At 64.7% G+C, this 23,494-nt stretch carries 21 protein-coding genes; 16 read left to right on the top strand and 5 right to left on the bottom strand.

What is annotated here, in order from left to right; all coding sequences use genetic code 11:
* Positions 1-22: 22 nt before the first annotated feature.
* Positions 23-1,138, bottom strand: a complete 1,116-nt coding sequence (locus AC51GT_RS12360) for an NAD(P)-dependent alcohol dehydrogenase (RefSeq protein ID WP_496323181.1) — start codon at positions 1,136-1,138, stop codon at positions 23-25.
* A 59-nt stretch (positions 1,139-1,197) separates the two neighbouring features.
* Here AC51GT_RS12360 and AC51GT_RS12355 point away from each other — a divergent pair, with 59 nt between their 5' ends.
* The 13 genes from AC51GT_RS12355 to AC51GT_RS12295 all read left to right on the top strand — a co-directional run bounded on the left by AC51GT_RS12355 (position 1,198) and on the right by AC51GT_RS12295 (position 17,191).
* Positions 1,198-2,649, top strand: coding sequence for an aldehyde dehydrogenase family protein (locus AC51GT_RS12355; RefSeq protein WP_496328935.1), 1,452 nt, complete (start codon positions 1,198-1,200; stop codon positions 2,647-2,649).
* A gap of 73 nt (positions 2,650-2,722) precedes the next feature.
* Complete coding sequence (locus AC51GT_RS12350; protein ID WP_496328934.1) at positions 2,723-4,912, top strand: cytochrome P450/oxidoreductase; 2,190 nt, start codon at positions 2,723-2,725, stop codon at positions 4,910-4,912.
* Between the two features lie 94 nt (positions 4,913-5,006).
* A complete protein-coding gene (locus tag AC51GT_RS12345) occupies positions 5,007-6,065 on the top strand; it encodes an LLM class flavin-dependent oxidoreductase (protein ID WP_496323184.1) in 1,059 nt (352 codons plus the stop codon).
* Entirely contained in the window at positions 6,062-6,703 is a 642-nt protein-coding gene (locus tag AC51GT_RS12340; RefSeq protein ID WP_496328933.1) for a cysteine hydrolase family protein, read from the top strand. Before AC51GT_RS12345 ends, AC51GT_RS12340 begins: the two co-directional genes overlap by 4 nt.
* Positions 6,704-6,705: 2 nt before the next feature.
* Positions 6,706-8,055 (top strand): NtaA/DmoA family FMN-dependent monooxygenase, encoded by a 1,350-nt coding sequence (locus AC51GT_RS12335; RefSeq protein WP_496328932.1) that lies wholly within the window; start codon positions 6,706-6,708, stop codon positions 8,053-8,055.
* 265 nt (positions 8,056-8,320) lie between these two features.
* Complete coding sequence (locus tag AC51GT_RS12330) at positions 8,321-9,004, top strand: flavin reductase family protein (RefSeq protein WP_496328931.1); 684 nt, start codon at positions 8,321-8,323, stop codon at positions 9,002-9,004.
* A gap of 49 nt (positions 9,005-9,053) precedes the next feature.
* On the top strand, positions 9,054-10,124 hold the full coding sequence (locus AC51GT_RS12325) for a BMP family ABC transporter substrate-binding protein (protein WP_496328930.1): 1,071 nt from the start codon (positions 9,054-9,056) through the stop codon (positions 10,122-10,124).
* A 3-nt stretch (positions 10,125-10,127) separates the two neighbouring features.
* On the top strand, positions 10,128-11,786 hold the full coding sequence (locus AC51GT_RS12320; protein ID WP_496328929.1) for an ABC transporter ATP-binding protein: 1,659 nt from the start codon (positions 10,128-10,130) through the stop codon (positions 11,784-11,786).
* On the top strand, positions 11,783-12,952 hold the full coding sequence (locus tag AC51GT_RS12315) for an ABC transporter permease (RefSeq protein WP_496328928.1): 1,170 nt from the start codon (positions 11,783-11,785) through the stop codon (positions 12,950-12,952). The genes AC51GT_RS12320 and AC51GT_RS12315 overlap by 4 nt, the downstream gene beginning before the upstream one ends.
* Positions 12,949-13,860 carry an ABC transporter permease gene (locus tag AC51GT_RS12310; protein WP_496323191.1) on the top strand — a complete coding sequence of 304 codons (912 nt, stop codon included), beginning with the start codon at positions 12,949-12,951 and terminating at the stop codon, positions 13,858-13,860. Before AC51GT_RS12315 ends, AC51GT_RS12310 begins: the two co-directional genes overlap by 4 nt.
* Before the next feature lie 69 nt (positions 13,861-13,929).
* Entirely contained in the window at positions 13,930-15,201 is a 1,272-nt protein-coding gene (locus tag AC51GT_RS12305) for an MFS transporter (RefSeq protein WP_496328927.1), read from the top strand.
* Between the two features lie 128 nt (positions 15,202-15,329).
* The gene (locus tag AC51GT_RS12300) at positions 15,330-16,670 is read left to right on the top strand and encodes an aromatic ring-hydroxylating oxygenase subunit alpha (protein ID WP_496323193.1); all 1,341 of its coding nucleotides are present in this window, start codon (positions 15,330-15,332) and stop codon (positions 16,668-16,670) included.
* The gene (locus AC51GT_RS12295) at positions 16,670-17,191 is read left to right on the top strand and encodes an aromatic-ring-hydroxylating dioxygenase subunit beta (RefSeq protein WP_496328926.1); all 522 of its coding nucleotides are present in this window, start codon (positions 16,670-16,672) and stop codon (positions 17,189-17,191) included. The genes AC51GT_RS12300 and AC51GT_RS12295 overlap by 1 nt, the downstream gene beginning before the upstream one ends.
* Before the next feature lie 88 nt (positions 17,192-17,279).
* On the opposite strand, the gene AC51GT_RS12290 is transcribed toward AC51GT_RS12295, so the two are convergent.
* Both AC51GT_RS12290 and fdxA read right to left on the bottom strand, forming a co-directional pair.
* Positions 17,280-18,269, bottom strand: coding sequence for an NAD(P)/FAD-dependent oxidoreductase (locus AC51GT_RS12290; protein ID WP_496328925.1), 990 nt, complete (start codon positions 18,267-18,269; stop codon positions 17,280-17,282).
* A complete protein-coding gene (fdxA, locus tag AC51GT_RS12285; protein ID WP_496328924.1) occupies positions 18,266-18,583 on the bottom strand; it encodes a ferredoxin in 318 nt (105 codons plus the stop codon). The genes AC51GT_RS12290 and fdxA overlap by 4 nt, the downstream gene beginning before the upstream one ends.
* Positions 18,584-18,869: 286 nt before the next feature.
* On the opposite strand from fdxA, the gene AC51GT_RS12280 reads away from it, so the two are divergent.
* On the top strand, positions 18,870-19,688 hold the full coding sequence (locus AC51GT_RS12280) for an aldo/keto reductase (RefSeq protein WP_496328923.1): 819 nt from the start codon (positions 18,870-18,872) through the stop codon (positions 19,686-19,688).
* A 6-nt stretch (positions 19,689-19,694) separates the two neighbouring features.
* Here the strand turns inward: AC51GT_RS12280 and AC51GT_RS12275 are convergent, their stop codons facing one another.
* The gene (locus AC51GT_RS12275) at positions 19,695-20,300 is read right to left on the bottom strand and encodes a TetR/AcrR family transcriptional regulator (RefSeq protein ID WP_496323198.1); all 606 of its coding nucleotides are present in this window, start codon (positions 20,298-20,300) and stop codon (positions 19,695-19,697) included.
* Positions 20,301-20,401: 101 nt separating this feature from the next.
* Here AC51GT_RS12275 and AC51GT_RS12270 point away from each other — a divergent pair, with 101 nt between their 5' ends.
* Entirely contained in the window at positions 20,402-21,748 is a 1,347-nt protein-coding gene (locus AC51GT_RS12270) for a flavin-containing monooxygenase (protein WP_496328922.1), read from the top strand.
* Entirely contained in the window at positions 21,745-22,701 is a 957-nt protein-coding gene (locus tag AC51GT_RS12265; RefSeq protein WP_496328921.1) for an alpha/beta hydrolase, read from the top strand. Before AC51GT_RS12270 ends, AC51GT_RS12265 begins: the two co-directional genes overlap by 4 nt.
* A 16-nt stretch (positions 22,702-22,717) precedes the next feature.
* Here AC51GT_RS12265 and AC51GT_RS12260 read toward each other — a convergent pair whose 3' ends face one another.
* A complete protein-coding gene (locus AC51GT_RS12260) occupies positions 22,718-23,491 on the bottom strand; it encodes an SDR family NAD(P)-dependent oxidoreductase (RefSeq protein ID WP_496323201.1) in 774 nt (257 codons plus the stop codon).
* Positions 23,492-23,494 lie beyond the last annotated feature (3 nt).

The raw sequence follows: 23,494 nt of genomic DNA, 5'->3' as shown, positions 1-23,494 counted from the left end.
GGGCACCTTCGTGTTTCGCGGGTCATTCCATGATGAGCACGGCCTTGCCGACGGAACCCTGCCGGACGGCGTCGATCGCTTTGTCGATGTCGGCGAACGCGAACTCGGTCATCAGTTGGTCGACCGGGAAGAGCCCGTCGTGGTGGAGTTCGAGGAGTCGCGGCAGGAATGTTTCGGGCACGCTGTTGCCCGCCGTGATGCCGGTGACGCTACGCCCGGCGAGAATCGATCGCCACTCGAAGGACATCTCGGGGCTCGGGCCGACGCCGACAACACCGCAACGTCCCAGTGGCGCCAGTGCCGATACCGCGGTGCGGACGACGTCGGCCCGGCCGGTGGCCTCAACCGTGTAATCGAAACCGCCAGGGGCGATCTCGTCGAGCACCGTCAACAGATCGGGATCGTCGCTGCGGACGGTATGCGTGGCGCCGATCCGGGTGGCCTGCGCGAGTCTCGCGTCACTGACGTCGACGGCCACGATCGCTCCGCACTTCTCGATGGCCGCCGCCATCACCGCCGCCGCGCCGACCCCGCCGACCCCGAACACGGCAATCGTCGAATCGGGCTGGGGGCGAAGCACGTTCATCACAGCGCCGGCGCCGGTCTGGAATCCGCATCCGAAGGGGCCGGACGTGTGCAGATCGGTGTGATCGGGGACTCGGACGACGCTGCTCCGGCGCGCGATGACCCGGGTGGCGAAGGAGGACTGTCCGAGGAAGTGCCCGCCGACCGGTGAGTGCGGGTACGCGCTGCCGGTGTAGGACAACGCCGTTGTGCCGTCAGGTCGTGAGCCGATGAAGTTGTGGGTCCAGAAGTGCTCACAGTAGGCCGGGGCGCCGGTTCGGCACGGCCTGCAGCCATCGCAACGGGCGAACGTCATCGTGACCTTGTCGCCCACGGCGAGATCGGTGACACCGGTGCCGATGGCCTCGACGGTTCCGGCCCCCTCGTGGCCCAGGACCACCGGAGTGCTCATCATCGTGGCAAACTCCAGGTCGGTGCCGCAGATGCCCGAACTCGAGACCCGGACGAGCACCTCGCCTTCGGCGGGACCTCGGATGGTGAGTTCTTCGAGTTCGAAGGGGCCGCCCTGCCGGCGGACCACAGCAGCGGTAACGGCGTAAACATCAGGTTTCATTGTCTTAGAATAAGAGATACCGTCTTGACTTGCGCGATCAAGCTGCGGAGTATTCGCCTATGGTAATCGACGTACCCGAAGCCTCTCATTTCATCGCCGGTGGCTGGGTCCCGGGCGGCGGCAACACAATCGAGCTGATCGACCCGTCGACGGAGACGGCCTTCTTCTCCGTGGCGCGCGCAGACGCCGAGACGGTCGACGTGGCGGTTGCCGCAGCCCGCGCGGCCGCACCTGGCTGGGCGGCGACGTCCGCCTCGGACCGCGGTGCCGCTCTGGCGAAATGGGCACGCGCACTGGAGGAGAACGCGGACGCCCTTGCCGCGCTCGAATCCCGAGACGTCGGCAAGCCGCTGTGGGGTGGCGGGATGAACATTGCCATCGCGACCTCGATCGTGGACTATTTCGCCGGTGCTGCAGACAAACTCACCGGGGCAACGCTGCCGACTCGCACACCCGACTTCCACGGGTACACCTTGCTGCAGCCGCTGGGCGTGTGTGCGGTCATCACTCCGTGGAACGTCCCGGCGGTGTTGGCCGCCGCCAACGTCGCGCCGGCACTCGCCGCGGGTAACACCGTGGTTCTCAAGCCCTCTGAGGAGGCGCCGCGGGTCATCCTGGCCATGGCGGCGCTGGCGGAACGGGCCGGGGTGCCCTCCGGTGTCTTCAATGTGGTCACCGGGCTTTCCGACGCCGGCGCAGCACTCACCGCCCACCGGGGCATCGACCACATCTCGTTTGTCGGCTCGACCGCGACGGGTCGTTCGGTGATGCACGCCGCCGCGGAGTCGTTGACACCGGTGAAGCTCGAATTGGGTGGCAAATCACCCAACGTCGTGTTCGCCGATGCCGATCTGGATGTGGCGCTGCCCGCCATCGTCGGCTCGATCACCGAGAACGCCGGCCAGAACTGTTACGCCGGGTCCCGCTTGGTGGTCAGCACCGAGATCATCGACGAGGTACGCGAAAGGGTTGTGGAGTTGATGCGCGGCGTGCGGGTCGGTGCCTGGGACGCGAATCTCGATATGGGTCCGTTGGTCAATCATGCTCAGTACGAACGTGTTCAGGGATTTCTCGACGGAGCGCCTGCGGAGGGCGGAAAGATCCTCACCGGTGGCGGTCGGCCGGCGGGCCTCGGGAGTGCCGGGTGGTTCATCGAACCGACGGTCATCGACAACGCCGAGTCGTCGTCGCGGATCATTCGTGAAGAGGTCTTCGGGCCGGTCCTGGCGCTGCAGACCTTCTCTTCCGACGCCGAGGCGCTGTCGATCGCGAATGATACGAATTTCGGTCTGCTGGCCTCGATCTGGACCAACGACGTCTCCCGTGCACTGCGGATGGCCGCGTCCGTGCAGTCCGGTCAGGTGTCGGTGAACCAGTTCGCCGATTCCGGGGTCATCGGATTCCCGTTCAACATGAGCAAGGACAGCGGTTTCAGCAGCGGGGGTGGGTATCACGCGATGCGGGAGTACACCCGGGAGAAGGGTGTTGCGATCCGGTTGTTGCCGGCTTGATCCCCGTCCTGACCCCCCGGTGGCGCGGCCGGGAAACACCGCGCATGAGGTTTCTACGCCTGAAAGTCACATCATGACCGCACAGCTTGGCAACACGTCATTCGACCACCACTCCGACGAGTGCAACTCCGATCCCGTTGCGTACTACCGGGATCGGCGAGACCGCTGCCCGGTCGGGTGGACGGATGCACATGAGGGTTACTGGTACACCACGCGGTGGTCCGACATCGCGGCGATCGCCCGGGACGACGAGGAATACTCGTCGCAGCGTCAGAACCCCGGTGACGGGGTCTCCTTCGTCATCCCCCGCGGCGGCGGTCTGGTGCAGTACCCCATCGAACTCGATCCACCGGCGTCCCAGCCTTACCGAGATCTGATCAACCCACTGCTCACGCCGGACGCGGTGCATGCACTCGAGCCGATGATCGCCGAGCTGACGACGCGGGTGATCGACAAATTCATCGAGTCCGGATCATGTGACCTGGTCACCGATCTCACGAATCCGCTGCCGACCGCGGTCACCCTGACCTGGGTGGGATTTCCCGAAGCGGACTTCGAACTGCTTGCCGGTCCGGTGCACGACATCTTCGCGGCTCCGGCCGGCAGCGAACGCAGCATGCGTGGGGTCGCCGGACTGGGTTACCTCGAGCGCCGGGTTCGGGAACTGCTCGCGGCGCGGCGCGCGCAACCGGCCGCCGATGTCCTGACCACGCTGGTGCAGGCGGTGCACCCGGAGGGGCGGCCGTTCACCGACGACGAACTGGTCTCGGTGACCTATCTGCTGGTCGCCGGTGGTGTGGACACCACCACGTCATTGACCGGATCAACGCTCGTCTGGCTCGCCAGGAATCCCGCTGAGCGCGATCGGCTGATCTCGCAGCCGGAGCTGCTGGAGAACGCGACGGAGGAGTTCCTCCGGGTCTTCGCACCCTCCCAGGCGATGGCCAGGACCGCGGTCACCGACACCACCGTCGGGGGCTGCCCGGTGCAGGCAGGTCAGCGGGTGCTGCTGCCCTGGGTGGCGGCCAACCACGATCCGGAGGTCTTCGACGAACCCGAGTCGGTGCGACTCGATCGCGATGCGCGCAGGCACCTGTCGTTCGGGATCGGCAGCCATCGCTGTCCCGGAGCGCATTTGGCCCGGGCGATGTTCACCGAGATGATCACGCAGGTACTGACCCGGCTGCCCGACTACGAGATCGACGAGGACGCGGTGGTGCCGTATCCGACGCTCGGAAATCAGGCGGGCTGGGATCGGGTCCCGGCGACCTTCACACCCGGCCACGTCGATCCGGGCGGTACGTTCACGGTCGGACCGGTTCGGGTGGAGTCCGTCCGGTTCATCGCCGACCGGGTGCTCGAACTGACACTGCGGCATCCCGGAGGGCGGCGACTACCGGAGTGGACACCCGGTGCCCATCTGCTGGTGAGCCTGCCCTCAGGTGCGCGCAGACACTACTCGCTGTGTGGTGAGCCCCAGGACCGGGCCGGCTACCGGATCGCGGTGCTGTTGGAGGAGTCGGGGCGTGGCGGTTCCGCCGAGGTCCATCAGCTCGGCGCCGGATCGACCTTGACCATTGCACCGCCGCGCAACAAGTTCCGGCTCCAGGACGCGCCGGAGTATCTCTTCATCGCCGGTGGCATCGGTGTGACACCGATGCTGCCGATGGTGAAACATGCGTTGGCCCGGCAAGCCCGGGTCACGATGCTCTACTGTGGCCGCGGCCACAGCTCGATGGCCTACGTCGACGAATTGCGTAATCTGCTCGGCGGGTCACTGACGGTCGTGGACACAGCCGAAAGTCCCCGCCCGGACATCGCGTCCTGGGTGAGCGCGATCGGCGATGATGCGCTGATCTATTGCTGTGGGCCGTATTCGATGACCGCCGCAGTCGAAGATGCCTGTCGCGGCGCGGGTTCGTCGAAGAGATTCCGGAGAGAACACTTCGGCACGGTTCCGGAGAGCTCGCTCGGGGCGGCGTCGGGTGTCCCGGACCGGGAGTTCTCGGTGACGCTGGCGCGTAGCGGGACAACCCTGTCCGTACCCGTCGGCCGAACGCTGCTAGACGCCATTTCCGAGGTGGTCCCGGGCATCTCCCGCGACTGCGAGGAAGGGTACTGCGGTGCCTGCGAGACACGGGTGCTCGCGGGGAAGCCATTGCACCGGGATTCGGTGTTGACGGAAGAAGAACAAGCCGCAAACCGGTCGATGATCGTCTGTGTCGGACGCGCGTGCGGTGAGGGTTTGATTCTGGACGTGTGAGTTCCGCATGACAGATATGAGATAGCCGGCAGGCACGCATCGTCCGGTGCCGCAGAGACGAAGGTCCCCACAAACTTCAGTAGAGAAAGTCTGAATGAACGTGAATCAACACGAGTACGGCATATTTCTGCCCATCAGCAACGGCGGCTGGATCGTCTCCGACACCGCGCCACGCATCGAGGCCACCTACGACTACAACCGCGAGGTCGCCGTCGCTGCCGACCGGCTGGGCTTCGACTTCATCATGTCGCAGGGAAAATGGCGCGGATACGGTGGCCGGACCGATCATTGGGGCAGGACCCTCGAGTCGATGACGATGATGTCGGGTCTGGCCGAGGCCACCGAGCGGGTCAAGATCTGGTCGACGGTGCACACGATTCTGTTCAATCCGGCGCTCGTGGCGAAGATGTTCACCACACTCGACCAGATCAGCGGTGGCCGTTGTGGCATGAACATCGTGGTCGGCTCCTTCTCGGCGGAGTTCGCACAGATGGGTATGTGGCCCGAAGAGCTCGATCACGCGGCGCGCTACCGCTATTCGGAAGAATGGGTGCAGGTGTTGCTGGCGTTGTGGAGCCAGGATGAAGTCACCCATCACGGTGAGTTCTTCGACATGAACGCCTGCTCGTCGCGGCCCCACCCGGCGACGACACCCACACTGATCTCGGCCGGGCGATCACCGGTGGGACTGCAGTTCCAAGCGAAATACTGCGACGCATCATTCCTGTCTGCGCATGAACTCGACGGCCTGCGGAAGGTGAGCCGTGAGGCCAAAGCCGCCGCGGCCGACCACGGACGGAGCCTTCGCACCTACGCGATGGCGACGATCGTGATGGGTGATACCGATGCCGACGCGGCGCGCCGGATCGAGGTGTACGGCGCCGGGGTGGATCAAGAAGCGCTGCGCAACATGGCGATCGCGTACGGTATGCCACCTGACAAGAACGACGCGCCGGGTGCGAAAGCGTCGGAGCAGAGCGGATTTCAGACCGAGGTCATCGCGGGGTCGGCGTCGACCGTCACCGAGAAGATCCACGAGATGGTCGACCACGCCGAACTCGACGGCCTGATGTTGATCTTCCCGGACTACGTGCCCGACATGAACGCGTTCGCGCAGGCCGTTCTCCCGGCACTGAACAAGGTCACGACGTGACCGCACTGCCGGGGCCGCTCGCCGCCGGCGCACTACTGGTGATCGACGTGCAGAACTCCTTCGCCGATCCGGCGGTCCTCGACTGGGTCGGCGAACAAGGCCGTGCGGCGGTCGCCGCAGCGGTCGAGCGAACGGCGGCACTCGTGACGGCGAGCAGGGCTGCCGGCCTGCCGGTGATCTGGGTTTCCCTGGTGCAGCGTCGTGAAGATCCCTGGGAGGCCTCGTTGTGGCTGCGCGACATCGAACCGGGCCAGTGGCCCGGTCCGGAGGAGCCGTGTGTTGCCGGGACACCGGGGACCGAGATCTATTCCCTGCAACCAGCCGTCGGCGAGATGCAGATCGCCAAGCAACGCTACAGCTCATTTTTCGGGACGGACCTGCACGCCCGGTTGGGCGAATCCGGGGTGCAGTGGTTGTTGGTTGCCGGTCTGACGACCGAATGTTGTGTTCTGGCTACAGTTTTCGACGCCGCGCAACTCGGATATCACGTCGTTCTGGTCGAGGACGCGACGGCCAGTTACGAGGCGTCGACGCATGAGGGAGCGGTCACCGCGTTGACTCTGCATGCGGCGAAGAAGACCTCCACGGCCGAGGCCGTGGATGCGATGGGTTCATCCGTCGCTGCGGGATCGCGGTGAAGATGACCGAGCCGGCGCAGATGGCACTGTCTTTCGATCTGTCGTTCACCCACACCGAGGGTCGCTGGGCGGTTCCGGGTTCCTGGGTCGGGACCGAATATCCGGACGTCGCCATGTTCACGGAGTTGGCCAGGACCGCTGAACGCGGCGGCATCGACATGCTGTTCTTCGGTGACGGGGTGGGGATCCCGGACACCTGGGAGGGTTCGGCCGACGCCGCGATCCGGTGGGGGATCTCGTGGCCACGCCACGATATGTCGCCGATCATCGCCGCGCTCGGTCAGGTGACGTCCCGGATCGGGTTCGGTCTGACCTACTCGTCGACGTACATGCACCCGTTCTACCTTGCGCGGCTGCTCAATTCGCTCGATCATGTGACCGGTGGGCGGATGGCCTTCAATGTCGTGGCGTCGGCCCGGACCTCGGATGCGGCGAACTATGGGTTCGACACGCTGATGGATCACGGCACCCGGTATGAGCGGATGGAAGAGTTCGTCGACGTCTGTCAACGATTGTGGGACTCGGTCGAACCGGCCGCGATCGTGCGTGATCGCCAGAGTCGGGTGTTCGCCGACCCGGCCAAGGTCCACCGCCTCGATCACGACGGCAAACATTTCAAGGTGCGTGGGCCACTGCCGTGTGTGCCCAGTCCCCAGGGCAGACCTGTTCTGGTACAGGCCGGTTCGTCGCCCCGGGGGATCGCGGCATCGGCCGCGTTCGCCGACGTGGTCTTCGGCTCCGGCGGGCACATCGACTCGCAGCGGCGGCACCGGTCGGAACTGGACAAGGCCCTGATCAAGGCGGGGCGGGAGCCTGCATCGGTGGGCATCCTGTGGGCGATCCAGGTGGTCCTCGGTGCGAGCAGGAGTGAGGCGATCGCGCGGCGGGAAGAACTGCTCGGAATGCTTCCCATGGAAGGCGTCGGCGCCTATCTCTCTTACAACACCGGTTTCGACTTCTCGGTGTTGCCGGAGTCCTTTGTGCTCGGTGAACTGCGGCAATCGATCGTCGACGCGCAGGGCACGCAGTCGGGCTTCGTGGACCGGTTGATATCCGACCACGGTTCCGAGACCCGTTTTGGCAGAAAGGATTTCTTCGATGAGGGCTGGCGCTACTCGACCGGGTACGACCAGACCATCGCCGGCACGGCTGCCGACGTCGCCGACGAGATGGAAGGGCAGTTCGAGGCGACGGGTTCGCTCGGCGGTTTCATGATCTCGAACCCACTTCGGACGCCGGGGGCCGTCGGCGACGTGGTCGATCATCTCGTTCCGGAGTTGCGGTCGCGGGGACTCCGCCCGCCCGACTACCCGGGAACGACGTTGCGCGCCAACCTGCTCCGCAGCGGGTAGTGCAGCGTCTTGTCATAAGAGACGCATTTGATCTGGGAAGGGCCACCCGATGCATCGCCATCGGGTGGTCCCTTCTTGTGGACGTCGACCTTCGAACCGCATATTTGCCTTTCTAGCAGCACTTTTCGTTACTGGCTCATTACATCCCTTAATACTGTGTTTCGTCTTCGGATCGGGGTCCCCTGGCGATTGACACAGCTGGGAAACCGGGAAACCATCTCATAAAGCGGTATGCCATCCCGTATTGAGTCAAAGGACAAACTCTGTGAACGCCTCCTCATCCACGAGCAGTCGCTCGTCCACCCGGCAGGTCGTCGATCTGGCCGGTCGAACGCCGGCGCAGAAGCAGGGCTTGCTCTCGCATCTGATCATCCCGCGGCCGATCGCCATGATCACCACGGTCGGCGCCGACGGGACCGTCAATGTCGCACCGTACAGCTACTACATGCCGGTGTGCGGAGAGCCGCCGACGATCGCCATCACGATCGGCACCCTCCGCGAGGCAACGGACGGACCGAAGGACACGTGGGCCAACATCGAACGGACCGGAGAGTTCGTCGTCAACGTGACCGGCGGCGCAATGGCCGATCACATCGAGGCAGTGGCACGCGAATACCCAACCGATGTGTCGGAGTTGGACATCAGCGGGTGGGGGACAACCGATTCACAGGTTGTTGCCGTTCCGTCCCTCGTCGACAGCCCGGCGAACCTCGAGTGTCGGGTGCTCGAGGTGATCGATCGGGGCGAGCCGGAGATTCGGTTCTCGGGGGTGCACATCGTGCTCGCGGAGGTCGTCTCCATCACCGTCGACGAATCGATACTTCTCGAGCCGGATCGCATCGATCCCACCCGCGTCGCACCGGTCGGCCGGATGGGCTTCCCCCATTTCGTCCGGGCCGAAGGTGGCGCGATCTTCCAGCAAGATCGGATTGCCTACGCGGACCTGTGATCCGCACTTCATATTCCTGATCCATCTCACTCCCTTGGAGGGATTGAACATGTCAAAATCGCGCATCATCAAGACCGCGGCGGTCGCGTGCGTCGCGCTGGCCGCACTCACCGCCTGCTCGGACCGCGGCAACAGTGACACCGGTGGGAGCGGCGCCGCACAATCGACCTCGGGTTCCCAGCCCGACGTGAACGGCGACGGCAAAGTTGTTGTCGGCGTGCTCAGTCCGGGAGACCTGAACGACAACGGGTACTACGAGACATTCGTGACGAACGCCCAGAAGGTCGTCGACGCGAATGACTGGACGCTGATCAAGGTCGGCTCGGTCAATCCGGCAGCGGTGCTCGAACAGGCTCGCAACCTGTGCCGGCAGAACGTCGACCTCATCGCGATCGCGGCTCAGGAACTCAAGGACGCGCTGCCTGCCGCGGAGGAACCGGTCTGTGCCAACACCAACTGGTATTCGCCGGCGGGCACCGGGATCGAGCCGACACCCAACGTGACCGTGTCGAAGGACTTCGTCAATGAGGCCATGCTCGCCGCCGGTTACGCAAACGGCATCCTGATGCGTGAGCGGAACGCGACCAAGGCGGGCTACATCTCCGGGCCCGAACTCGACTTCTCGGTGATGGCGGCCAAGGCATTCGAGGTGGGGATCAAGCAGCTGATCCCGAATGCGACTCTCGCGACCACCTACACCGGTGATTTCAACGACTCCGCGAAAGCGCGCGAAGCTGCTCAGGCACAGATCAGCCAGGGCGTCGAGGCTCTCTACCCGTATCTGGGTGGAGCGACGGATAGCGTCGGTGAGCTCGGAACCCAGGCCGGCCTCATCCTGTCGACCCCGGGTACCGATCGCTGCGGCGAGCCGGCCATCAAGTGGGGTGTGTCGGTGATCTTCGATCCGGGTGCGTATTTTGCTGCGGCGCTGGAGAAGTTCAAGAACGGCGAGCTCAAGATGGGCGAGGTGCGTGAATGGCGCATGGGCAAGGACTCCGTTCCGACCGTGAAGTTGTGCAACGGCACCGAAGCCCAGAACGCTGAGCTGGCGACCTTCATCGAGAAGATCGGCTCCGGTGAGATCGTGCCGGACGACGTCATCGCGAAGTCGGGCGTGTAGACCATGGCCGGTGAGCAGGTGCGGGCGGCAGGGGATCGGACCCCGCTCGCTCCGGTGGTCGAAAGTGGGCCGCTCTCTGAGGTTTTCGAGGTCGGATCTCCGCCGCCGGCACTGGCTGCCCGCGGGATAACGAAGGCCTACGGCTCGGTGCTGGCCTGTGACGCCATCGACCTGTCGGCACGATCAGGTGAGATCCACGGACTGCTCGGCGAGAACGGTGCCGGCAAGTCGACGTTGATGAAGGTGCTGCTCGGGCTCGTGCAACCCGACGACGGGACGATCATGCGCAGCGGCAAGCGGGTCGAGATACGGTCGCCCTACGACGCCCTGCAACTCGGAATCGGCATGGTGCATCAGCACTTCAGCCTGATCGATGCGCTGACCGTCTGGGAGAACACGGTTTTGGGTGAACGCGGTGCGATCGACCGGGACCGCGCGTGCAGTGAGGTCGAAGCGGTCTCGAGCCGGTACGGCCTCCCGATCGATCCGCTGGCCGTGGTCGGCGAGTTGTCGGCCGGGCAACGCCAACGGGTCGAGATCGTCAAGTGTTTGCGTCGGGACCCGCAGATCCTGATCCTGGACGAGCCGACTTCGGTGCTCACCGCCGCCGAGTCCGCCGAGCTGTTCGAGGTTCTGCGGGCGGTGGTCTCCACCGAGAACCGGGCCGTGGTGCTGATCAGTCACAAGCTGGCGGAGATCTCGGCCGCAACGGATCGGGTCACCGTGTTGCGCAAGGGCAGGGTGGTCTTCCGTGCCGCCACCGCTGACACGACCCCGCAGATCCTGGCCCGGCAGATGGTCGGGCGGGAGGTCTCACTCGACCACGCGGCCCCGGCACTCGGCGTCGCACTCGACGGTGTGGCCACCCGGTCCCTCGGGGTCACCGCCTCAGATGTCCCGGATTCCGATTCGGAACCTGCGGCGTTGGAGATCGATGGCCTGACCATGAAGAACGCCGACGGCCGGTCCGTGCTCGACCGTGTGTCACTACAACTTCGCAGAGGTGAGATCGTCGGGCTCTACGGTGTCGAGGGCAACGGTCAGGCAGAGCTCGGTGACGTGCTGTGTGGCCTGGTTCCCTCGGTGGACGGCGAGGTCAGGGTGGCCGGACACCCCGTGTCGATGTCGAAGCCGGGCGCACTGCGCAAGGCCGGGGTCGGGGTCATACCCGAGGATCGACACCGCTGTGGCGTTGTCCTGGATCTCAGTGTCGCCGACAATTTGGTGTTCAAGGATCTCGACACGTTGTCGAAGCGGGGGTGGCTGCAGCGCAAAGCGATCCGAAAGCGCGCCGAGGAACTGGTCGCGCGTCACCGGATCTCCACCCCGTCGATCGACACGCCGGTTCGTCACCTTTCCGGCGGCAACCAGCAACGGGTGGTCCTGGCGCGGGAACTGGCGGCCGGACCGACGGTTCTCGTCGCGGCGCAGCCGACGCACGGACTCGATATCGGTGCGATCGAGGACATGTACATGCATCTGCGCAAGGCTGCGGAGCAGGGAGTCGCGGTGTTGCTGATCAGTACCGAACTCGAAGAGGTGACCGCTCTGTGCTCCCGCATCGCGGTGATCTCCGATGGCCGGATCGCCGGCGTCGTCCGCACCCCCGATGCCACTGCCGAGCGGCTCGGAATGCTCTTGGGCGGTGAGGAAGCGGCATGAGCACCACTTCGATCCTGGACAAGGAGCCGGCACCGCCACCGCCGCGGTCCCGGCCCCCGTCGGAGAAGCTCCGGGCGGCGGTGATCCGGATTGCACCGGGACCCGGCGCGCTCGCGCAGGCGTGGCTGACGATCCTGGCGCTCGCGGTGGCGCTGTTGTTGTCGACCATCCTCGTCGCGGCGACCGGCGGTTCGCCCAGCGCAGTGGCGTCTGCGCTCTTCGAGGGCAGCATGTCCGATGCCGCCTCGTGGTCGCAAACACTTCTCTCCGCGGCGCCACTGCTGATCGTGGCGGTGGGTGCCTGTGTCTGTAACCGGGCCGGCGCCTTCAACATCGGTCAGGAAGGGCAGGTGCTGATCGGCGCCATGCTGGCGATGTTCATCGGGCTCCGTATGTCCGGTCCACCGATGCTGGTCATCACGGTGAGCATCGTGGTCGGGGCGATCTTCGGCGGACTGTGGGCCGGCGTCAGCTCGCTGCTGCACCGCGTCCGTGGTGTGAACATCGTTGTCAGCACATTGTTGATGTCGTTCATCGCGGTCCAGGTCGTGAGCTATGTGGTCAGTGTTCCGTGGCTGTTGCAGGAACCGAAGACCGACGCCTCGAGCACGGGTGCAAACCAATCGGCACTGTTGCCCGCCGACTACCGCTTGCCCGCTGTCGGGCAGTATCCCGATCTGAGCCTCAACGCCGGACTGTTCATCGGTCTCGTCCTCGCCGTGATCATCGCGGTGGTACTGGCCCGCAGCCGCTGGGGTTTCTCGATGGGCATCGTGGGCCTGAACCCGTTGACCGCACAGCATGCCGGAGTTCGGGTGGCCCTCGCCGGCGCGGTCGCGCTGATGATCTCCGGTGCCTGCGCCGGACTCGCCGGCGCTGTTGTGGTCGAGAGTTCGGTGTTCCGGCTCCAGCCCGCGGTGGCCAACAACGTCGGCTGGGATGGCATGCTGATCGCGCTGATCGCCCGGAATCGGCCGATGGTCGCGATCCCGGTGGCAATCGTGTTCGGCGCCTTGCGAACCGGGTCGGCGTTCCTGTCTGCGACCGGTGTGCCCATCTACCTGGTGAACGTCGTGCAATCGTTGCTGGTGCTGGCGTGCGTCATCGCGCCGGCGCTGACGTTCGCCGGCAATCAACTGTCGAAGAAAGCGCAGCAAGCGTCATGAGCCCCGACGACATCGGAATCATCCTGTCCAGCGCGATGCGGCTCACCGCGCCACTGGCCTTCGCGGCCTGCGGTGAGTACCTGGCCGAACGTGCCGGCACCCAGAACATCTCGGTCGAGTCGATGATGCTGGCCGGGGCGTTCTCGTCCATTGCGATCGCAAGCGAAACAGGCAGCGCCACCATCGGTCTGGTGTTCGGAGCGGTCATCGGCATGATAGTCGGCCTGATCCACGGAAATCTGTCACATCGCCTGGACGTCAACACCTTTGTGGTCGGCCTGGTGCTCAACACACTCGTACTCGGTCTGACCACCTACCTGATCTCCCTGGCCGACTTCTCCAATCATCAGGTGTCCCTGATGAGCATTCCGGTCCTGCGGGACATACCGGTGATCGGACAGGCGCTGTTCGTCGAACGCTGGCCGATGTATCTGCTGGTTCTGCTGATCCCGCTGACCTGGTGGTTGGTCGAACGCAGCCGCTGGGGCCTCAATCTTCGTGCCATCGGTGACAACCCGCAGGCCGCTGACGCGACCGGTCTGGACGTGAACAAGCTGCGCAGGCAGGCATTGCTGTGGTGTGGACTCTGCTCGGGCCTGGGCGGGGCATATCTGGCCGTCGGTGAAGTCGGTTCGTTCAACGCGAACATGACCGGGGGCCGCGGCTTCATCGTTCTTGCCGCCGTCATCTTCGGGGCGTGGCGTCTACGCCGCACGTTGCTCGGATGTCTGCTGTTCGGACTCGCCGATGCGCTTCGGCTGGCGTTGCCCGCGTTGGGCTTCGAGCTCAACTCCCAGATGCTGATCGCGGCGCCGTATGTGCTCGCGCTGGTTGCGATGGTGGTGATCAGCGGTGCGCTACGAGAACCGAGAGCGCTGGGCAAGCCGTTTGTTCGAGGCATCGTCTAGATGCGCAGGGCCGGCCCTTGGCGGGGCCGGCCCTGACGTCACTCAACGAGGAGTAGCACGCAGTGCACGATGATTCATGAGGTGGGCGGAGAACGCCCCGGTATGACGCACATGGAAGAGCAGGCGCTGGTGCCGGGGCCCGGTGAGCGCCCGGCCCGCCGATATCGGTGGGTTGTCCTGGCGGCCGGGGTCTTTGCGCAGGCATCGGCGGCGTCGGTGTTGCAGGGCATGCCCAGTTTGTCGCCGACCCTGCGTTCGCGATTCTCGCTGTCGCTGACCGAACTCGGGTTCGTGTTGGCGGCCGGCACGATCGGACTACTGCTGTTCCTCGTGCCCTGGGGGCTGCTCGCCGATCGGATCGGTGAGCGGCTGGTGATGACGATCGGCCTCTTTCTCAGCGCGGTGGCCCTGGTCTGTGCCGCTGTGTCGACAACGGTGTGGGCGTTGATGGTGTCGATGGTTCTCGCGGGCGCGGCCTGCGCGAGCGTCAACGCGGCCAGTGGACGTGCGGTCATCCTGTGGTTCCCGCGCTCGGAACGTGGTCTGGCGATGGGGGCACGACAGACGGCGATCCCACTCGGTGCTGCCGTGGCCGCGGTGACCTTGCCGGCGGCCGCGGAGGTCTGGGGACTCGGCGGCGCTCTGCTGGTGGCGGCGGGCGCGTGCACAGCGGGCGCATTCGTGGTGTGGGCGTTCGTCCGTGACCCGGGCGGACCGGTTGAAGTTCCCACGGACGCAGACGGATCCGAGACCCGCGCCGGCGATCGCCGGTCGATCGTGCAGCTGTGTGTGGTCTCCTTCCTCCTTGTCGTACCCCAGCTCACGGTGGTGGGGTTCCTGGTCGTCTACCTGGTCGACGGACACGCCATGTCGGCGATGGCGGCGGCCGGGCTGTTGGCGATCGTCCAGCTCGGCGGCGGTGCGGCCCGGATCGGACTCGGTGCCCTCTCGGACCGTCGAGGTGTCCGCATCGCACCGTTGCAACAGGTCGCGGTGATGATCAGTGTGCTGTTCGCACTCGCCGTCGTCGGAGAACTCGTCGGTGGACCGATCGCGGTGATCGTGCTGATCTGTGCGGGATTCGCGGCGATCAGCTGGAATGGGCTGGCATTCACGGCCATCGGAGAACTGGCCGATCCGAAGAACATCGGACTGATCCTCGGTGTGCAGAACACCGCCGTCGCGCTCGGGATGGCGATCACGCCGCCGTTGATGGGTGTGGTCATCGAGGCCACCTCGTGGACTTGCGCGTTCGGCATCCTCGCCGCCGTCGCCGCCGTCGCGGCCGTGCTGTTGCAACGGATCAGAACCGGCGGCCGGTCTGCAAGGTTACAACCGTGAAACATGCTCGTAAACCTCGCTTTCCGGCTCTTCGGCGAATTGACAAGGCATCTCGGTCTTGATCGAATATCTCGTAGTGCGAGACGATGTCTCGCTGGCGAACAACCACAACGAAATGTGAGTGCACCATGACCACTACGCTGCCCGCAGCGCCGGATGCTGAACGTCTGGACGTCGGGAACTCGCTGATCGCGCAGGATTGGGAGGCCCTGACCTTCAAGGTTCATCGCAGTGCCTACCGCGAGAACGCGGTCTTCAATCGGGAGCGGAACGAGATCTGGGGTCGCACGTGGCTCTACCTGGGTCACGAGACCGAGATCCCGGTCGCCGGTGACTTCAAGACCCGCACACTGGGTGGGCGCCCCCTGATCTTCGTCAGGGACTCGAACGGTGTTGTGCAGGCCTATCTCAATGCGTGCCCCCATCGCGGAACCATCCTCTGTCGGGAAGCCGAAGGACGTACCAAGAACTTTCAGTGCTTCTACCACGCCTGGACCTTCCGCAATTCCGGTGAACTGGCGGCCCTGCCGGACAGCGGCGCCTACCCGGAGGCGAGTGAGTTCGTCGATTCGCTCTCGTTGAGGCGGGTCCCGCGTCTGGACATCCATGAGGGGTTTGTCTTCGTGGCCTTCGATGCGGGCGTCCCGCCCCTGCTCGAGCATCTCGGTCCGGCCGCGGATTACATGACGATGACCGCCTCGATCGGCAAGGACGGGATGACCACCCTTCCCGGCGTGCAGAAGTACAGCGTGCGCGGCAACTGGAAACTGGCCGTCGAAAACGCCATGGACGGTTATCATTTCGCGCCGACCCACAACACATTTGTGGGATACCTGCGCGAGACCGGGTTCGCGGTCACCGATCACGACCAATATGCCCACGACCTCGGACAGGGCCATGGACTACTGGTCCTGACCGGCCACAACGGTCGCATCGGCATGATCTGGGAACCTCGGTTCGGTGAAGCCGAAAAGGCGCGTATCGAGGGCAAGCGTGCGGAGATGGCCGGGCGCCTCGGTGCCGAGCGCGCCGACGACGTGGCCAATGCATCGCGAATCCTGTTCGTATTCCCCAATCTTCTGCTCTTCGACCTCGAATCGCTGACGATCCGTCAGCTCGAGCCCGTGGAACCCGGGGTGACCGATGTCCGCGCCTGGCAGTTCGTCGAGAACGGTGAACCGGACGATGTGCGCGCGCTGCGGCTCAAGACGATGGCCAGTTTTGTCGGTCCGGGCGGGCTGGCAACGCCGGACGACATCGAAGCGTATGAAGCGGTCCAGCGCGGGGTGTCGGCCACCGCCGGCTTCGACTCGGTGGACCTGGACTGGAGCGACATGTCCCGCGGTATGGGAGACGACCTGCGCGGTCCGCGCGGACGATCGATAGATGAAGGTGCGATGCGCAGCTTCTGGAGGCACTGGAGCAAGCGCGTGGGCGAGATCGACGGCGTCAGCGGAAAGGTCGGATGATGACTATGGCAATCGACATGGATGTCTCCACCGGAAGTGACCGGGTGGTCGCGCGCGGGGAGGTCGAGGAGTTCTTCTACGACGAGGCCGCGCTTCTCGATGACTGGAGGCTCGAAGAATGGCTGACCCTGTTCGTCCCCGGGGCGTCGATGCTCGTCCCCACGACCGACGCACGCGGCCTGGGCCCCGAGGAGGCGGGCTACTTCGTCGCCGATGACTGGGATCTGCTGAACGCACGGGTCAAACGCCTCAAGAGCCGAAAGGCGCACGCCGAAAACCCACATTCGCGAACGACCCGGTTGGTGAGCAACGTCCGGATCCTCGGGCGTGATGGCGCGAAGTTGCAGGTGAGCGCCAACTTCGTGATCCATCGCTACCGTGACGGGGGCGCATTTCACTATGTCGGCCGCTACGACCACGAATTGCTCGTGACCGACGATGCCCTGGCGTTCACGTTGCGGCGGGCGACGCTGACGAACGAGGCGATGGACCCCGGTGCACGCCTGAGCTTCATCCTGTAGAGGACTGGCGACGACGAGAACTCCTGACGACGGCGAGTTGTGGTGACCGTGACCACAACTCGCCGTCGTCGGCCAAGGTGCTGCGACACTAGCCGTCGGAAGAGTGTCCCGGCGTGACCGACAGATTCGCGTCGACCAACGGTGCGAGATTGTTGACCGCGGCCGCCGCCTCACCGAAACCGACACTCATCAAACGTGTCTTGCTCGGATACTCGCTGATGTCCCCGGCTGCGAAAACTCGGGGGATCGAGGTCTGCATGTCTCGTCCCACGACGATGCGGCGCCTGTCCTGGTCCAGGCCCCAAGAATCGAGTGGCCCGAGGTCGGCGATGAAACCGAGAGCCGCGACAATCGAATTGGCGGGCAAGGCAATGGTTTCTGAGCTCTTCGTGTGCCTTACGGTCACCTCGGCAACGTCGTCTTCGCCGCTGACGGCCATGACTTCGTACGGCGTCATGACCGTGACCGTCGACTCCGCGAGCAGTGCGATACTGCGCTCGTGGGCGCGGAACACCGGCCTGCGGTGCACGAGGGTCACCGACGCCGCGATCTTCTCCAGTCCCAGTGCCCAATCGAGGGCCGAGTCGCCTCCTCCGACGATGACGACGTCGTGGCCGGCGAGGTCGTTCAGGCGTGGCACGAAGTAGCGAAGCCCGCGGCCCTGGTACTCCGAGCCCGCCGGCAACTCGCGCGGTTCGAAGCTGCCGACACCACCGGTGATGAGAATGGCCTTCGCGTGCACGCTGGTTCCGGTATCGGTGGTGACCGAGACGCTGTCGGGATGGGTTTCGAGTTTGGCTGCGGTCTGACCCAGGAGCAGGATCGGTTCACTCTGTAGTGCCTGCGTGTACAGGGAGTCGATCAGTTCCTGGCCCTTGATGGCGGGGAAGCCGGCGATGTCGAAGATCTGTTTTTCGGGATAGAGCGCGGCCACCTGTCCACCCACCTGCGGGAGCGAATCCATCAACGCAACGGACATCCCCCGAAAACCGGCGTAGTACGTGCCGTAGAGACCGGCCGGTCCGGCTCCGATGACCAACAGATCCACCGTGACCGGTGGCGGTGTCGTGCTTGTCATTCGGTGGCCTCCCACGCGGCGACGGTCGGGTGGTCCTTGCCGATGACGCCGACTTTCCGGGCACCGCCGGGGGATCCGATGGTTGAGAAGAACTGTTCATTGATCCCGACGAACACGGTCCGGTCCGCGGGAACGTCCTCCTCGTGGAAGATCGAGATCACCGGGCAGACCGGTTCACAGCGACCGCAATCGACGCACTCGTCGGGGTGGATGTACATCATCCGGTCGCCCTCGTAGATGCAGTCGACAGGGCATTCCTCCATGCACGACTTGTCTGTCTCGTCGATGCAGGGGCTGGTGATGACGTACGCCATGTGGAGCTCCTGTCCTATACGTCTCTGTATGCAAGTTGATGACTCGCATTATGAGATAGGATTCCGGCTCTGACCTTGGCTTGTCAACGCGAACTCGACTTGAGCCAAGTCTTTTCATGAAGACGTAACACTGCCACCCAACGCAGTGGTTCTCGTACTACAAGATGATGTTTCGCATTGACGTCTGGCGTGGGAGCAACTTAGTCTTCTGTTCAGGCTGCGGTGCCGTAATCCAACTGTCCGCGATCGGACCAGTGGCCGGCGACGAAGATCTGAGGAGTACACCATGGGTGCAACTGTGAACCTGCTGGACGGCAACGTGATCCCGGCTATCGGCTACGGGGTGTACCAGGTGCCCGACGACGCCGCCGAGGGGGCGCTCACGCACGCAATCGAGTGTGGCTACCGCAGCGTCGACACCGCGGCGATGTACGGAAACGAGGCCGGCGTCGGCCGGGCCGTTCGGGCATCGCCGGTGTCGCGATCAGAACTCTTCGTGACCACGAAGTTGTGGAACGACGATCAGGGTTACGACACCACGATGCGGGCGTTCGAGAAGTCGCTGGGCACTTTGGGTCTCGACTACGTCGACATGTACCTGATCCATTGGCCGCTGGCGAAGGAGGGCAAGTTCGTCGATACGTTTAGGGCCTTCCAGAAATTGAAGGCCGACGGTGTGGTCCGGTCGATCGGGGTCTCCAACTTCACCCGCGCGCATCTCGAGGAACTGATCGAAGGAACAGGTGAGGTCCCCGTCGTCAATCAGATCGAGCTGCACCCGCGACTGGCACAGAACGAACTACGAGAGTTCCACGCATCGCTCGGTATCGTCACCGAAGCGTGGGGACCGCTGGGGCAGGGGAGTACGCTCTCCATTCCGGAAATCGTGGATATTGCTGCCGCCCAGTCGAAGACAGCAGCACAGGTGGTGCTGCGCTGGCACCTGCAGCGCGGCACGGTGGTGATCCCGAAATCGGCGGCGCCCGAACGTATCGAATCGAACTTCGCAGTGTTCGATTTCGAGCTCACCGACGAGCAGATGGCGCAGATCGACGGGCTCGACACCGGCGAACGCCTCGGCGCCGATCCCGACATCATGTGGTGATCGAAACTAGCGCGCGGGAGCGGCCCGTAGCCCCGGCATCACGTAACGCCGAAAGTAGCGCCGCACCGCGGTTTGATCGTCGGGGTCCAGACTCGGACCGGGAACCGTGGTCAGATTGATGAGCACCCGGGCCACCCACTCCGAAGCCTCGGCGATGTCGGTCGCCGGGTGGATGTCACCGCGATCGCGGGCGGCGATCACATAGTCCTGCCAGAAGGCGGCCAGCTCGGGCACCAGACCCTGGACCCCGATGCCCGCGCAGGCGGCGAACTCGTCGGGCTCGCTCAGGCGGAGCTTCATGATCAGGGCTCCCGGCGCATCGTAGGCGCTGCGACCGTGGGCCACACCGGCCGCCAGCTGGGCGTCGAAGTCGGCCAATCCGGCCAAGGTTCGGTGTGCATCGGCCCAGAACGCATCGTTGAGCCGCACGATCGTGGCGCCGAGCAATGCCGACTTGTCCGAGAAGTGCCGGTACAGCCATGCTCTGGACACCCCTGCGGTCTCGGCGACCTCGAGTACCGTGGTCGCCCGAATGCCCTTGGCTGCGAGGCATTCCTCGGCGGCATCGAGGAGCCGATCGTGAACACTGCGGGCATCGACGGAATCTGTCACGGGAGCAAACATAGCAAAACCGGTAGACACATTCTCCGATCTGTGTACTGTCGGGGTCAACAGATTGCAGAATGTGTCAACAGATCTTCTCAGGAGCTCTCATGCAGGGTCCGACCACGGCAGTCATCGGCGCAGGCATCAGCGGATTGACCGCCGGAAAGATATTGAACGACTACGGAATCCCGTACACCTGCTTCGAGGTCTCGGATCGGATCGGCGGCAACTGGGCGTTCAAGAATCCGAACGGTTACAGCAGTGCTTACCGGTCGCTGCACATCGACACCTCCAAACATCGGCTGTCGTTCAAGGACTTCCCGATGCCGGACGACTACCCGGACTTTCCGCATCACTCCCAGATCAAGTCATACCTCGAGAGTTACGCCGACGCCTTCGACCTCAAGGACAACATCGAGTTCCAGAACGGCGTCACCCACGCCCGCAGGCTCGACGGCGGGGGCTGGGAGTTGCAGACCCAGGCCGGCCAGACCCGGAGATTCGACCTGCTGGTGGTGGGTAACGGACATCATTGGGATGCGCGCAAGGCCGACTTCCCGGGAACCTTCACCGGTGAGTCGATACACGCACATCACTACATCGACCCGCAGGATCCGTTGCCGCTGACCGGCAAACGGATACTCGTTGTCGGATTGGGTAACAGCGCAGCCGACATCTCGGTGGAGTTGTCGTCGAAGACATTGCGCAACGAGGTGACATTGTCGACGCGGTCAGGCGCCTGGATCGTCCCGAAATACATTGCCGGCAAACCGGCGGACAAGTACTACCAGACCACGCCGTATCTGCCGCTGTCCTGGCAGCGCAAGCTGGTGCAGATGGGGCATCCGATGCTCTCGGGACGGCCGGAGAACTACGGGTTGCCCACCCCCAATCACAAACTGTTCGAAGCACATCCGACGCAGTCGGTGGAACTTCCGCTGCGGTTGGGTTCCGGCGATGTCATCCCCAGGCCCAACGTTCGTGAGCTCGACGGCGCCACGGTGCATTTCGAGGACGGAACCAGTGGCGAGTTCGACGTCATCGTCTATGCCACCGGGTACAACATCACCTTCCCGTTCTTCGACGAAGACTTCATCAGCGCGCCCGGCAACCACATTCCGCTGTACAAGCGCATGTTCAAGCCGGGCATCGACGACCTGGTCTTCATCGGATTCGCGCAATCGACCCCCACGCTGTTCCCGTTTGTCGAGTGTCAGTCCCGGCTACTCGGCGCCTACGTCGCCGGTAGATACCGGTTACCGTCACCCGAGGTGATGGAGGAGGTGATCGTGAGCGACCAGCAGAAGTACACCGGCCACATGCTCGATCGTCCACGGCACACCCAGCAGGTCGACTACTTCATCTACGAACACGACATGCGGACCAAGGAGCTGCCGGAGGGTCTGGCGCGGGCCGCTGACCTCGGTGCGCCCGACTGGGCGGTGGCCGCATGACCGCGCAGACCGCCGCCCCCGGCACCGGCAGTTCGGATTCCGGGCCTCATCTGACCCGGACGTTCTCCAGCGGCGGCGTCGAATGTGATGCCTGGTATTTCCGGGCAGGCACCGACACCCTCAAGGGTCCTGCCGGTACGCCCATAGTGGTGATGGCACACGGACTCGGTGGGACGAAGGATTCCGGCCTGGAACCGTTTGCCACGGCACTCGCGGCCAGTGGCCTGGACGTGTTCGCCTTCGATTACCGCGGATTCGGGTCCTCGGGTGGCGAGGACCGGCAGACGGTGTCGATCGAGGGTCAGCTCGAGGACTACCGCGCCGCCATCTCGGCCGCGAAAACGCTCGACGGTGTCGATCCCAACAGGATCGTCCTGTGGGGTGTTTCGTTGTCCGGCGGGCATGTGCTTTCCGTCGGGGCCGGCCGTGACGACCTGGCCGCGGTCATCTCGATGACCCCGCTGGTGAACGGTCTGGCAGCAGGGCGGTTGGCGTTCGCGAATGTGCCGGCCTCGGCGATCGCCCGCTCGACCGCGCTGGGGCTGTGGAGCCGGGTCCGCCGGAGCACCGGTCGGACGCCGACGATGATGCCGATCGTCGCCGAACCGGGTGAGATCGGCGCCATGACGCTGCCGGGCTACCTACAGGACTATCTCGCGATCGCGGGCCCCACCTGGCAGAACACCATCGACGCGGCGATCGGCCCGGAGATCGGTGGCTATCGGGCCGACCGGGATGCCGGCGACATCCGTTGTCCGGTGCTGATGCAGATCGCCGATTTCGACCGGGGTGCGCCACCGCACCCGGCCACCAACGCGGCAGTCAAGGCCCGGGCAGAAGTGCGCCACTATCCATGCGATCACTTCGGCATCTATTCCGGGAAGCCATGGTTCGACGCCGCGGTGCGCCACCAGATCAAGTTCCTGACCAGGCATCTCGGTGGGTTGGCGTAGCAGTCCCGACCGGCGGTCACAAACCCATGGCGGCAACGTGTTCGAGTAGATCGGGATAGCGCTTGGTATGAGCGCCGCCGTTGATGTCGAAGGCGGAACCGGTGATCCAGGACGCCTCGTCGGACAGCAGGTACGCGACCATCGCGGCGATCTCTTCGGGTTTGCCGCTGCGTCCCAGTGGGGTGTTCTCGATGTAGTCCTCGGTCATGCCGGGGACCAGGGACAGCCCGGCGACCAGTGGGGTGTCGACCAGGCCGGGGGAGATCGCGTTGACCCGGATGCCGCGCGCACCGAGTTCGAGGGCGGCGACCTGGGTCAGCATCAGGGCCGCGGCCTTCGCCGCGCAGTAGGCGCCCAGGCCGGGGGCGGGTTGGCGGCCGTTGAGTGAGGCGATGGTGACGATCGAACCACCGTCGGCGATATGGTGCGCAGCGTATTTGAAGGTGAGGAACGTGCCGGTCTGACAGACGGCGATGGTGGTGTTCCAGTCGGCCAGGCTCAGATCTGCCAGTGCGCCGGGGATGGTCAGGCCTGCGCAGTTGACCACCGACGTCAGTTGGCCGTGGTCGGTGCTCACCGACTCGAACAGTGAACGCACCGAATCCTCGTCTGCGACATCGACGGTGGCAGCCACTGTGTTGCCGCCGAGTTCGGTGGCCCGTTCGCGTGCGGCGTCGGCGTTGATGTCGGCGATCACCACCCGAAACCCTCTGGCGCTCAATGTCTGTGCGCTGGCCCATCCGATGCCGGAGGCACCGCCGGTGATGATGACAAGCGGGCTTGACTGCATGGG

This window comes from Williamsia sp. z34 (genome assembly GCF_059553395.1).
Note: the sequence above shows the minus strand (reverse complement) of the source record. Positions and strands in the feature narration are given on the sequence as shown.

Bases quoted from the DNA above. Each gene is read 5' to 3' on its own strand.
- AC51GT_RS12335 (WP_496328932.1), top strand. From the start codon at position 6,706: ATGACCGAGCCGGCGCAGATGGCACTGTCTTTCGATCTGTCGTTCACC.
- AC51GT_RS12290 (WP_496328925.1), bottom strand. From the start codon at position 18,269: ATGACAAGCACGACACCGCCACCGGTCACGGTGGATCTGTTGGTCATC.
- AC51GT_RS12295 (WP_496328926.1), top strand. From the start codon at position 16,670: ATGACTATGGCAATCGACATGGATGTCTCCACCGGAAGTGACCGGGTG.
- AC51GT_RS12270 (WP_496328922.1), top strand. From the start codon at position 20,402: ATGCAGGGTCCGACCACGGCAGTCATCGGCGCAGGCATCAGCGGATTG.
- AC51GT_RS12320 (WP_496328929.1), top strand. From the start codon at position 10,128: ATGGCCGGTGAGCAGGTGCGGGCGGCAGGGGATCGGACCCCGCTCGCT.
- AC51GT_RS12315 (WP_496328928.1), top strand. From the start codon at position 11,783: ATGAGCACCACTTCGATCCTGGACAAGGAGCCGGCACCGCCACCGCCG.
- AC51GT_RS12260 (WP_496323201.1), bottom strand. From the start codon at position 23,491: ATGCAGTCAAGCCCGCTTGTCATCATCACCGGCGGTGCCTCCGGCATC.
- fdxA (WP_496328924.1), bottom strand. From the start codon at position 18,583: ATGGCGTACGTCATCACCAGCCCCTGCATCGACGAGACAGACAAGTCG.
- AC51GT_RS12305 (WP_496328927.1), top strand. From the start codon at position 13,930: ATGATTCATGAGGTGGGCGGAGAACGCCCCGGTATGACGCACATGGAA.
- AC51GT_RS12280 (WP_496328923.1), top strand. From the start codon at position 18,870: ATGGGTGCAACTGTGAACCTGCTGGACGGCAACGTGATCCCGGCTATC.
- AC51GT_RS12325 (WP_496328930.1), top strand. From the start codon at position 9,054: ATGTCAAAATCGCGCATCATCAAGACCGCGGCGGTCGCGTGCGTCGCG.
- AC51GT_RS12300 (WP_496323193.1), top strand. From the start codon at position 15,330: ATGACCACTACGCTGCCCGCAGCGCCGGATGCTGAACGTCTGGACGTC.
- AC51GT_RS12360 (WP_496323181.1), bottom strand. From the start codon at position 1,138: ATGAAACCTGATGTTTACGCCGTTACCGCTGCTGTGGTCCGCCGGCAG.
- AC51GT_RS12265 (WP_496328921.1), top strand. From the start codon at position 21,745: ATGACCGCGCAGACCGCCGCCCCCGGCACCGGCAGTTCGGATTCCGGG.
- AC51GT_RS12310 (WP_496323191.1), top strand. From the start codon at position 12,949: ATGAGCCCCGACGACATCGGAATCATCCTGTCCAGCGCGATGCGGCTC.
- AC51GT_RS12355 (WP_496328935.1), top strand. From the start codon at position 1,198: ATGGTAATCGACGTACCCGAAGCCTCTCATTTCATCGCCGGTGGCTGG.
- AC51GT_RS12350 (WP_496328934.1), top strand. From the start codon at position 2,723: ATGACCGCACAGCTTGGCAACACGTCATTCGACCACCACTCCGACGAG.
- AC51GT_RS12345 (WP_496323184.1), top strand. From the start codon at position 5,007: ATGAACGTGAATCAACACGAGTACGGCATATTTCTGCCCATCAGCAAC.